Annotated in this window: 8 protein-coding genes; 1 reads left to right on the top strand and 7 read right to left on the bottom strand. The window is 58.3% G+C overall.

The window, feature by feature from the left end:
* Nucleotides 1–198 precede the first annotated feature (198 nt).
* From ABJK56_RS03575 to ABJK56_RS03565, 3 genes are all read right to left on the bottom strand, one after another.
* A complete protein-coding gene (locus tag ABJK56_RS03575) occupies nt 199–1,293 on the bottom strand; it encodes a zinc ribbon domain-containing protein (protein WP_347243295.1) in 1,095 nt (364 codons plus the stop codon).
* Nucleotides 1,290–1,934, bottom strand: a complete 645-nt coding sequence (gene ruvA, locus ABJK56_RS03570; protein ID WP_347243294.1) for a Holliday junction branch migration protein RuvA — start codon at nt 1,932–1,934, stop codon at nt 1,290–1,292. The genes ABJK56_RS03575 and ruvA overlap by 4 nt, the downstream gene beginning before the upstream one ends.
* Nucleotides 1,935–2,039: 105 nt before the next feature.
* Nucleotides 2,040–2,894 (bottom strand): sugar phosphate isomerase/epimerase family protein, encoded by an 855-nt coding sequence (locus tag ABJK56_RS03565; RefSeq protein ID WP_347243293.1) that lies wholly within the window; start codon nt 2,892–2,894, stop codon nt 2,040–2,042.
* Between the two features lie 597 nt (nt 2,895–3,491).
* Between ABJK56_RS03565 and ABJK56_RS03560 the strand changes: the two genes are divergently transcribed.
* Nucleotides 3,492–6,698, top strand: coding sequence for an organic solvent tolerance protein OstA (locus tag ABJK56_RS03560; protein ID WP_347243292.1), 3,207 nt, complete (start codon nt 3,492–3,494; stop codon nt 6,696–6,698).
* Between the two features lie 104 nt (nt 6,699–6,802).
* On the opposite strand, the gene argJ is transcribed toward ABJK56_RS03560, so the two are convergent.
* From argJ to hemB, 4 genes are all read right to left on the bottom strand, one after another.
* Nucleotides 6,803–7,996: a bifunctional glutamate N-acetyltransferase/amino-acid acetyltransferase ArgJ gene (gene argJ, locus ABJK56_RS03555; protein WP_347243291.1), complete on the bottom strand. Its 1,194-nt coding sequence runs from the start codon at nt 7,994–7,996 to the stop codon at nt 6,803–6,805.
* A 99-nt stretch (nt 7,997–8,095) separates the two neighbouring features.
* The gene (gene argC / locus ABJK56_RS03550; protein ID WP_347243290.1) at nt 8,096–9,109 is read right to left on the bottom strand and encodes an N-acetyl-gamma-glutamyl-phosphate reductase; all 1,014 of its coding nucleotides are present in this window, start codon (nt 9,107–9,109) and stop codon (nt 8,096–8,098) included.
* A gap of 617 nt (nt 9,110–9,726) precedes the next feature.
* Nucleotides 9,727–10,518, bottom strand: coding sequence for a DUF1080 domain-containing protein (locus ABJK56_RS03545; protein WP_347243289.1), 792 nt, complete (start codon nt 10,516–10,518; stop codon nt 9,727–9,729).
* Nucleotides 10,519–10,809: 291 nt separating this feature from the next.
* Nucleotides 10,810–11,345 (bottom strand): porphobilinogen synthase (gene hemB, locus ABJK56_RS03540; protein ID WP_347243288.1); only part of this gene is annotated, 536 nt, incomplete at its 5' end.

Here is an 11,345-nt window from a genome sequence, read left to right as displayed (position 1 = left end):
CGGAAACACCAATCCACCATTCGCCATTCGCAATTCGCTATTCGCCACGTTTTAATCGCAGCAGACGGGCATTCAGGACTAAACCCCAGAATAACTCCGGCGCGCAATGCGACTAAAAAAGTGTAAAATACACTGGACCGGCTGCCGGGGATTTCACAAGCACTGTGTTGAGTACGCGATTAAATCTAAAATACTTCTCTATCCCAGCAGACGTCTGAGAAGAAATCCAAGCAGCACGAGAATCCCGATGCCGATCAGGCCGACGATAATCCAGCGGCCCCAGAACCGCGGTAATTCTCCGGTAATTGCTCCCGTTTGGCCGTTCATCCACAAACGATAAATTTTTCCGCGATGCTCGAACCGCATCACATAAATGGGCAGCAGGATAAGGTCGGAGGCTTCTTCAGAAAAGTCAGTATGAACGACTAAGCCGCGGTAAGTATCGCCGGGCAGAAAAGCGGCCACGCACTGCTCCTGGTATTGGCGGAAGTATTCTTTGCAACGGGACTCAGCTTCGGGGCGATCGATGATGTACTCTTCGCAGGCCCAGCCTGCCAGATAGGAGGGATCGTATCGCCGCAGTCCGGCCAAATGAAAAGGGATGAGTCGGTCGGCCACCTGCTGCGGCACATTCTTGCTGGCCGACACCAGATACCCGCTGACAAATTGGTGGTACTTTCCTGCCAGGGGCCACCATTCTGTCTCGCGGACCCTTCGGGTTTTGGTGACCAGTTTTCCATTTTCGTAGGTGGTGTACGTTTCGGTGCGGTACCAGTACTCGCCGATGGTGGCCTGCCACTGGCTTTCTGCTAGCATGGAAAACGACCAGAAGGGGATGTAAATGCCACGAATATCGGCACGCCGAATGGCCTGGCGAAAAGCCGCCGGAGCACCACCGGCACGGCGTTCCGCCCATTTCAAAAAAAGTTGCCGCGCTTTATCCGGCGGAATGGCAAAGCCCAGGACGAACTCCGGGGCCTGGCGACCGGTCAACTCGGGAGCAAAGTCCAGCACATAAGTACTGCCGCAGTACTCGCAGGTGTAACTTCGCTGATCGGGCCGGATGTGAATGGGAGCCCCACAGTTGTCGCAGGTGGTCGTCTCCTGAAATGTCCGCTTGGCCTCTGTGGGGAAAGGTGCGGGCTGATGGGCAGCGCCGCAGGCGGGACAGAATCGATCGGCCGGCTCCAGGGGAGTTCCGCAACGGGGGCAGGCCTCCGTTTCCGCGAAGGGCCACTGGGTTTCGGTCTGCCGTTCAGGAGGTGGTGTGGTGGGAACCCCTGCTTTTTTCACGGCGTCTTGTTTCCCTGTTGAGATTGACGCTCGTAAATAGCGTGGAGCATTTCGTCCACGCTGGAGAACTTCTTTTTACGACTGAGGACGGAATCGATCAATCGCCGGGCTTCGCTCTCACTGTGTCCCAAGACGAGGAGCGTTTCGTAGGTCTGGGAGATGACATCAGGTTCGACGAGGGATTCCTCGGTCACTTTCTGCTGGGTTACCCACAGGGCGAATTTGGGCATTTTGCGTCGCAGTTTGGCGACGATGCGTTCGGCGGTGGCCGCCCCCACTCCCGGTAGACTGGCCAGAAACCGGTGGTCCTGCTGTTCAATGGCGGTGGCGATTTCGTTGACCGGGTGCGACATAGCGCGAAGGGCTTTCTTTGCGCCCATGCCATCTACGGAGCATAACAGATCGAAAAATTCCCGTTCAATTTCCGAGAGGAAACCGATCAGCCGGGGGCTGAGCTTTCCCGCGTTGACGCCACCTTCGAGATAGAAGATCGTGTGCAGAACCACACGCTGGTTGAGAAGCGTCTGGAGCTGCCGTCGCGTGTACTCAGGAATGAGGACCTCGCAGTGGAGAGGTCCGATCCGCACGGTGGCCGCTTCCTCCGTGAGTCGCACCAGCTCGCCTTCAATTTGTGTGATCAACTCCGCAGCACTCCTTTCTGGAATGAAGACACCGAACATGAGCGGGGCGGTGACGAGGCCGCCGGCATTCCCGCGGAAACTCCTTTTGCCGAGCTCCCGGTTGCTTCAGGATGCGGAACTGAAAATTTTCTGCTTGATTTCCTGAATGACCCGGATGGCTTGGCCGATTTCCGCCTTTTGGCGTTCTGGCTCCTGAGGGATTTCGCGTTCGATGGTCAACGGTCCATCATAACCAATTTCAGCGAGGGTGCGGAGGAACAATTCGGCGTTGACATCGCCCGTCCCGAAGGGCACTTCGGTTCCCCATTCTTTTCCCGGGTGGGCCGCCCATTTGGCGTCTTTGCAGTGGACGCTCCGCACATATCGGCCGACTTTTTTCAGAGCGGGAATCGGATCCCCGGTACCATAGAGGATCATGTTGGCGGGATCGAAATTGATGAACAGGTTATCCCGCCCGACGTCTTCCAGAAACTGGAGGAGGGCTTCGGCGGTTTCCTGACCGGTTTCCAAGTGAATTCGCTGGCCCTGCTTTGCGCAGTGATCACAGGCTTCCTGCAGCGCCTTTTTGACCGCCTGATAATTGGGGTCATCACGGTCATGGGGAATAAATCCCACATGCAGGCCCACGACATCCACACCCAACAGTTTTGCGAAATCGGCAATTTCCAGCAGCTCGCGCTTGCGCTCTTCCCGTGTATCGGGCGGAACAAGACCAACAGTGCGGGCGGTGGTGGGAATATCGGCGTAGCTTTCCCCTTCAAATCCCGCGAACACCACCGTGATCGTCAAGCCAAAATCCTTCAATTGTTGGAGAAACTCCTGGGCTCGTTGCGGCGTGCGTGACTCCTTTTTGGGAGTATGGAGATGGATGGTGGGAACGCCGAGTTCCCGGGCTACTGGAAGTTGCACGCCTAAGCCTGCGTCGATACTGGCGAAGACACCGATCGGCCACTTTTCCACGATTGGGTCCTCCTCATTTTCTCTGGAATCGATATCCGCACGTCGGTTGTGACCGCACCTTCACGGGCCCCCCGGAACATTTTTCTCCAAGCCGCGCTGCCACCAGCGAGTCTCGATGGTCGGGTCCTTGCGCGGGCGGTAAGCGGACGCAGGGTCCGTTTATAGGGCGCACTGCGCTTCGGGCACAGTTTGCCGTCAAGATACTCGACAGTTTTTTCGTTCGCAAGTGTCCTCCGGACCGGCACGCCTCTCGTGCGCGGGGAGACCAACATGGATCATCCAAGGTCAACAACCGGACGTGACAGACACGGCTTCCGAAGGCGGAGGAGCACGCTTGTCGTGCCGGTTGGGTCCGCGATTTTTAGTTGTGATACGTTACCGGTTCGGAAAACTGGGTTGAACGCTAGTGAGCGAGTCGCGTATAATCCCCCGCACTCCCCCCTGAGAATGGGGGGACCTCACTGGGACTGTGCGGCGAATGGCACGGATGCATCTTTCAGATAGCAGGGAAGCGTCGCTCTGAGGTCCACGTTCTTCTGCCTAGTTGAAGTTTTCGCGAAGCCGCGGAGGGCAGGCTCTCCCCGGTGGCCGGTTGGTTTGCCGGAACTGGGAGCCAGGCCTGACGGTTCCCTTTTGCGGAGCGTGCGCTTCTGTCTCGTGCTCGTAGCGGTTGCCGCTACGCTGCTTCGTGCCGGAGAAATCACTCTTCCGGCGGATCCACGATTCCCCATTGAGATTCGAGCGGAAGCCGCCAACCGCTGGCAACTGGGCAGCTATGAGGTGTGGATCCTCCGCGGAAATTGCGAGATCCGGCAAGGGCCGGTGCTCCTCCAATCCCGAGAAGCTGTGCTGTGGGTGGACCGGTTTCCGGACAGCGGGCCGCTGGCACCTTCTCCACAGCGAGAGGCACCGGTGGGGCCGGAACTTGTGACTCCCGGTGAGGGAGCTGGCGCAGAGCCGCCGGAGAGTTTCCCCCTTTTGCCCTTGGAAAACCCGTCCCGCGATCCACAATCTGTCAGCCTTGCACCGCGAGCGCTGAAAATCATCGTCTACCTGGAGGGCGGGGTGAAGATCTCGACAGGTTCCGACGGTCGCGGGGCTCAACTCACGGATAAGACCTGGTTTGGGCGGCTGTACACCCTCGCCGATGTGGAGACGCACATCGGCCAGGTGGCGGGGGAACCCGAACCGTATCCTCCCGTGTTCCGCCGCGCGATGACTCGTCGCAATGCGGAAGCAGAGGGCATCACGCAGCGGGCATTGCGTCCGGAGGACCTCGGCAGCGGAACGACGGCGGAAGTCAGCACGACCAGCCGCCGCATCCGCGTTTTTCCCCGTGGAGATGTGCCTGTGCAGGCGCAGTGGTTTCCGGCCCCTCAGGGAGGACAATGGATCGGCGTCATCGATGCGGGCGTCAACGTAATCGTGGAAGAAGGCGGTCCCCTGGGAACGGTGGATATTTCGGCGGATCGGGTGGTCATCTGGTACACTGGGGAGGATCAGCCCGACCTGACCGGCGAACGGACACAGCCCAGCCGGTTTCCTTTGGAGCTGTATCTTGAGGGGCACATTGTCTTCCGGCAGGGGGATCGCGTCATCTATGCCGACCGGATGTACTACGATGTGGCGCGGCGGGCGGGGATTATTCTCAACGCGGAACTGCTTACCCGACTTCCCGATTACGAAGGCTATTTACGTCTTCGCGCGGAGATTCTTCAGCAGCTCAATGAAACCCAGTTCTTCGCTCAGAATCTTTTTGTGACCACCAGCCGAATGGGTGTGCCGGGCTATCGCTTGCAAACGCAGTTCGCGTATGTGGAGGACCGCATGCAGCCGGCGCTTGACCCCGTGACGGGCCAGCCGATCATTGATCCACAAACCGGCCAACCGGTCATGACGCATCATCCCTGGGCGATGAGCCGGGACAATTTCATTTACCTGCGAAACATTCCCGTGTTTTACTGGCCCGTGCTGGCCGGGGATCTCTCCCGTCCGACGTATTATCTCACGCGATTTCGGCTCCGACACGACAGCATCTTTGGCACGCAGGTGTTGACGAGCTGGGACGCGTTCCAACTTCTCGGTATCCGTAATCGGCCGGAGGGTGTGGAATGGAGTCTGAGCCTGGACTATCTCAGTGAACGCGGGTTGGGGCACGGGACCTCGGTAAGCTACTCGCGATTTGGATTTTTCGGGTTACCGGGTTATGCCACGGGTTTAGCGGATTTCTGGGGAATTTACGACGATGGCCTGGATAACCTGGGGAAGGGTCGCCGCGCCCTGGTGCCGGAAAAGAACTATCGGTATCGCTTTTTGTGGCAGCACCGGCAGTATCTTTCCGAGGAATATCAGCTCACAGCAGAAGCCGGTCTGATCTCCGACCGTAATTTTCTGGAACAGTACTATGAGCGTGAATGGGACGAGTTGAAGGACCAGTCCACGGCTGTCTCGCTCAAGCGGATTTACGGGAATGCGTCCTGGGACTTGTCGGCAGCGGTGCGAGTCAATCCGTTCTTCACCCAAACGGACTGGCTTCCGCGGTTCGACCATTACAAACTGGGGGAATCATTTCTTAACGATGCATTCACATGGTTTGAACACACGAGTGTGGGTTTGGCTCGATTTCGCGCCGCATCGCGCCCGGAAGATCCCGCTGATCTAGCGGCTTTTTCCTATTTACCATGGGAGACATCCTCGATCACGGGTCAGCCCCTCCGCACGGTCAGCGAGCGATTCATCTCCCGCCAGGAAATTGACTGGCCTTTTCAAATTGGCCCTGTAAAGGTTGTCCCCTATGCGCTCGGCGAACTGGGGCACTGGGGTGAAGACCGGGCAGGCGACAGTCTCCAGCGGGCGTACGTTCAACTGGGAGCGCGGGCAAGTCTCCCGGTGTGGGCCGTCAATCCTTACATCCAAAGCGACCTCTTCAACGTGCATGGGATCGCTCACAAAATTACTTTCGAGGCGGAAGCGTTTTGGGCCAATTCCAGCCGCGACATGGACTTGCTTCCTCTCTACGAGCCCCTCGACGACGATGCCATCGAGGCGTTCCGACGCCGACTCGCTGTGCTGACGTTTGGGCCAGGAAGTGGCTTCGGCGGCCCACCGGCACCTGACCGCTTTGATGAACGTTTTTACGCGCTGCGGACAGGCCTGGCATCCTGGGTCACATCGCCCAGCATGGAAATCGCCGAAGATCTCACGCTCATCCGCCTGGGCGTAGAGCAGCGCTGGCAAACGAAACGCGGAATGCCGGGAAACCAGCGAATTGTTGACTGGATCACCTTCGATACGCATTTTTCGCTGTTTCCCGACTCGTCTCGAGACAACTTCGGCCGATTCGTGGGCCTCCTTGACTACGACGCACGATGGTTTGTAGGAGACCGTCTCACGCTCGCTTCCTCTGGTCTCTTCGACTTCTTTGATTCCGGCCAGAAAATGGTGACCTTCGGAGGATATCTCAACCGGCCCCCCCGCGGAGACCTCTATTTGGGTCTGCGCATTCTTCAGGGCCCAATCGACAGCACTGTGCTGTTTCTCTCATACTCCTACTGGATGTCGCCGAAATGGATGACCACGCTGGGGGTTTCGGTGGACCTCGGGGAATCGAGCAACATCGGTCAGAGTTTCTCCCTCACCCGAATTGGGGAATCTTTCCTCGTCAGCGCGGGAGTCAACGTGGATGCCAGCCGGGATAGCGTGGGCGTCCATTTTGCCGTGGAACCGCGATTCTGGCCAAAACGGCGGGCAGAGGAAGCCACCGGAGCGCGAATCCCTGTGGCGGGCGCCCGGGGGTTGGAGTGACCGACACCTATCCGATCCGAATTCTTACCACGACCTGGCAGAAGATGTCTCGGGGTGATGCGACAAAACCCGACTCCAGCGGACGGTAGGACTGAGGGCGTCACTTATGTCCGGTACTCGGCGTTGAGGCGGACGTATTCAGGTGTTAAATCGGTCGTCCAGAACCGGCCGGAGGCATTCCCTTCCTGGAGCACGAGTTCAATCCGCGTCTCGCGTTCCGCCCGGATGGAATTCGAGACCTCGATTTCGTCGAACTTCATAGGCGTGCCATCACGATAGAGGCAGAAGCCGTTGAGATAGAGCGTCAACTTGTTGGGATCGAAGGGAACTCCGGCGTAACCCGCCGCGGAAACGATGCGTCCCCAATTGGGATCGGCGCCATGGATGGCCGCTTTGACGAGGGGACTGTTGGCGATGGCCCGGGCAATTTGCAGGGCGTCCTGACGCGTGCGGCAGCCGGTTACTTCGATGGTGATGAGGTGCGTGGCACCTTCTCCGTCCGCCGGGATCATGCGCGCTAGTTCCACACACAGACTGTGAAATTCCCGCTGGAAGTCTTCCAGCAGATCCCCAGCGAGTGGCGGCCCACCTGCCGCGCCGTTGGCGAGAAAGAGCACCGTGTCGTTGGTGCTGGTGTGACCATCCACATTGATGCAGTTGAACGTGTCGTCCACAGTTTCGCGCAACAGACGTTGCGCTGTGTCTACATCCAGTGTGGCATCAGTGAAAAGCACACCGAGCATGGTGGCAAGGTTCGGCCCCATCATCGCTGCGCCTTTGACCATCCCCGTAATCTGGATTTCGCGCCGGGCCAGAGAAAGTGTGCGACCCGAAAGCTTGTACACCGTGTCGGTGGTCATCATTCCTCGGGCGGCCATGATGAGGGCTTCTTCATCGTTGCCCAGCCGAGCGGCGGCCAACTCGATGCCGTGGGCGATTTTATCCATCGGGAGGTACACCCCGATCACTCCCGTGGACATCACAAGAACCTGATCTTCTTCCACCCCCACGGCCTTGGCGGCCAGGCGAGCCATCTCTTCCGCATCCCGGAGCCCGCGTTCTCCCGTGCACGCATTGGCATTGCCAGAGTTGATCACCACCGCCCGAATCCGCGTGCTTGGGGTCCGTTTGCGGTCAAGCTGGACGGGCGCTGCGCAGACGATGTTCTGGGTATAGACACCGACCGCCGTGGCCGGCGTCTCGGAAACGATGAGGGTCAAATCGGGCTTCCGCAGATCACGCTTGAGTCCGCAGTGAACACCCGCCACCAGATAGCCTTTGGGAACACGCACTGCCATTGTCAGGGATCTCTCACCGAAACAGAATGACTCCGGATCTGTGACTTTCCATCCAGCGTTTTCCTCCCCCGATGTGGAAGCCACCCACCAGCCAGGACTTCACAAGAGGGCGGTCGTTTCTGGAAAACCGTACATGAGATTGAAATTCTGAACCGCGGCTCCGGAAGCCCCTTTTACGAGGTTATCGAGGCAGCTCACCGTCACGATGCGATCCCGCACAATGCGGGCGGTGATGTGGCAAAAATTCGTGCCTGCCGTGTCTTTGGTGGCAGGGAGGTGATCTACCACCTGAACAAATGGCTCATTCTGGTAGAAACTCTCCAGGCAATCGAGCACCTCATCCTCTGACACCTGTCGAGTGGGGCGCGAATAGGTGGTCGTCAAAATCCCCCGATCCATCGGCACAAGATGGGGTGTGAAGACCACCTCCACCGTGCCCCCTGCCACCTGGCCGAGAATTTGCTCAATCTCCGGCTGATGGCGATGCCGCCCCACATTGTATGCCGAGAGGCTCTCATTGCATTCCGGGAAGTGCGTCGTCAACTTGGGTGTGCGTCCGGCTCCGGAAACACCGCTCTTAGAATCTACGATGATATCGCGCGGTTCGATCAGTCCAGCCTTCAAAAGTGGTGCCAGTGCAAGGATGACGGAAGTGGGATAACAGCCCGGATTGGCCACCAGCGAAGCGCTGCGGATTTCTTCGCGGAACAGCTCGGGCAAACCATAGGGAACCTTCCCCAGACGTTCGGGGTCAGGGTGCCGATGCCCGTACCACTCCTCGTAAACCTGCGGGGAATTCAGCCGGTAGTCGGCACTAAAATCCACCACTCGACAACCGGACTTCAGCAGCTCCGGAATCACCTCCGCACTGGCGCAGTGGGGGAGGCAGCTGAAGACGCACTCCGCCCGGGCAGCCACCTCCGCCGGAGTGAGATTCTCCAAATTGGCAGAAATCCGCCCGACAAGAGACGGATGCACACTGGCGACGGGGGCGTTACCCTCCTGGCGACTGGTTAAGGCTGTGATCGTAACCTCAGGATGGCGGAGCAGAATCTTGATCAACTCGACCGCCGTATATCCTGTCGCTCCTAAAATCGCAACGCGGATGGCCATAAACCCTACCTGTCAACGCTTTCGGAACAAAACGTATTCGTGGGATCAGGTGGTTTTGGGAAGACCAATGCCCACACTCTATGCGCCGAGACCGGCTCCAAGCCGCTATTACCTGCAATATACCCCCCTTTGCCGCGGTTTAACAGGAGCGGACACGGGGGAATACCGAGAGGATTACGGGGAGCGGCACGTGGACCGGGGCACACCCGCGGTCGAGCTGTCCTCCGCATTCGGCGTCAAGGTCGCGGTCTCCTGAGAGTCGATTGCGTTCCACTCCGTTACACACTGCTATAGACCGCTTCCACCCGCGCTGACCTTGTGGTCGGCATCAGAGGCATTTTCGGTAGGCGCAACTCATGAATTGTCCCCACCATCAGGGATTGACGGTGGGCTTCGCGACCCAGTTTTTTCCGGAGGGACCTGCTCGCTAGGTCCGTTTTCGGATCCACGTCCCACGGGGACAACGCCAAAGGCTTGTTTTCTCCAAAAAACGGGCGGGGGCGACCAGATGGCCGCCCCTTATCGCGGTTAATCAAGGCGATCCGAGCAATCCCTGCGCCCTACCCCTTGGAGCAACCTGACCAAGCGCCGGGTGTCGTGTTTCCCCATCCGGGGGATCAGTGATTGGGGGATTCGGACTTTGAGTTTTCCGCCTTTTCCGAGTTTTCCGGCTTGCGCTGCTCGCACTTGAGCTCGTGGAGCTCCCGCACCCAAATGTTCCGGAACTTCACCGGATTACCGTGGAACTGAATATGGATCGGCTCTTTCTCACCATGGGGAGTATACTTGGGCGGGGCGTCCCATGCCGTGGCCCCTTCGATTTCAAAGTGGTTTTGCACCACCACACCGTTGTGAATGACTGTCACATAAGCAGGCTTCAAGAGCTTGCCCTCGTTGTCAAACCGGGGCGCGGTGAAGATGATGTCGTAGGTTTGCCATTCGCCCGGCTTGCGGGAAGCGTTGACGAGCGGAGGATGCTGTTTGTAGATGGCCCCGCACTGCCCGTCGTAGTAGGTGGGGTTCTGATACGAATCAAGGATTTGGACCTCGTAGCGGCCCATCAGATAAACGCCGCTGTTGCCCCGGCCCTGACCAGAACCTTCGATTTTCTCTGGTGTTGCAAACTCGAGGTGAAGCTGGATATCGCCGAACTTCTTTTTGGAAGTAATGCCGTTCTTCTGGGCGATGGCGTAACCGTTCTCCACAATCCAGTTTTCACCCCCTTCCCATTCAGAAAGGTCTTTTCCATCAAACAGGATGATAGCGTCGGATGGAGGCGAACCATTTTGACCCGGCGTGACAACAGGGGGCTCCTGCCAAACCTTTCCGCTGATCCATTCCTCAGCAAACAAACCGCGTGCCATCGCAAGCAAGATGACCGCCGAGCTCCATACGGTGACAGCACGCATGAGAGAACCTCCTCTTAACAAGCGACCTGCAGAAGACCAACGAACGCTGCACACCCTGTGCACAAAATCACCATCATCATTCGTCGCGAAATAAAGGTCAAGGATACGAAGGTTCACCGTCATTTCCGCACAGCCAGGGATCTGTTGTGGGTTGGAAGCCGAAAACCTCGATTTGTGCGCTACACCGAGCCAGGCTCGAACGGATGCGCTGCTTATCCAGCAGAACGCCAATGTTCTTCTGCCGGTTTTCGCGAGGTTCTTCCGTTTCAGTTACGGCTCAAAAGGGGAAGGTCATTGTTCCAGCCATTTGACGGCCTGTTTCGCCCAGTAGGTGATGATGATGTCGGCGCCGGCGCGGTGGATGGCGGTGAGCATCTCGAGGGCCACGCGTTGGAGATCCAGCCAGCCTTTTTCAGCCGCCGCCCATACCATGCTGTATTCCCCAGACACGTTGTAAGCGGCAACCGGGACACCAGGAAACTGTTCCTTCACCAAGCGGATGATGTCAAGATAGGACGTGGCCGGCTTGACCATGATGATATCGGCTCCCTCGGCAAGATCCAACTCCACTTCGCGGAGGGCCTGCTCGGCAGCCGCAGCGGGATCCATCTGATAGCTTCGGCGATCGCCGAACTGGGGGGCGCTCTCGGCCGCTTCTCGGAACGGCCCGTAAAACGCGCTCGCGTACTTCGCGCTGTAGCTCATAATCGGGACGTGCGTATAGCCGGCCTGATCCAGGGCCTGCCGGATCGCCCCCACCATGCCGTCCATCATGCCTCTAGGCGCCACCATATCGGCACCTGCCCTGGCATGGGCCACGGCCTGCC

The organism is Thermogutta sp. (assembly GCF_039793925.1).
Classification (GTDB): Bacteria; Planctomycetota; Planctomycetia; order Pirellulales; family Thermoguttaceae; genus Thermogutta.
Note: the sequence above shows the minus strand (reverse complement) of the source record. Positions and strands in the feature narration are given on the sequence as shown.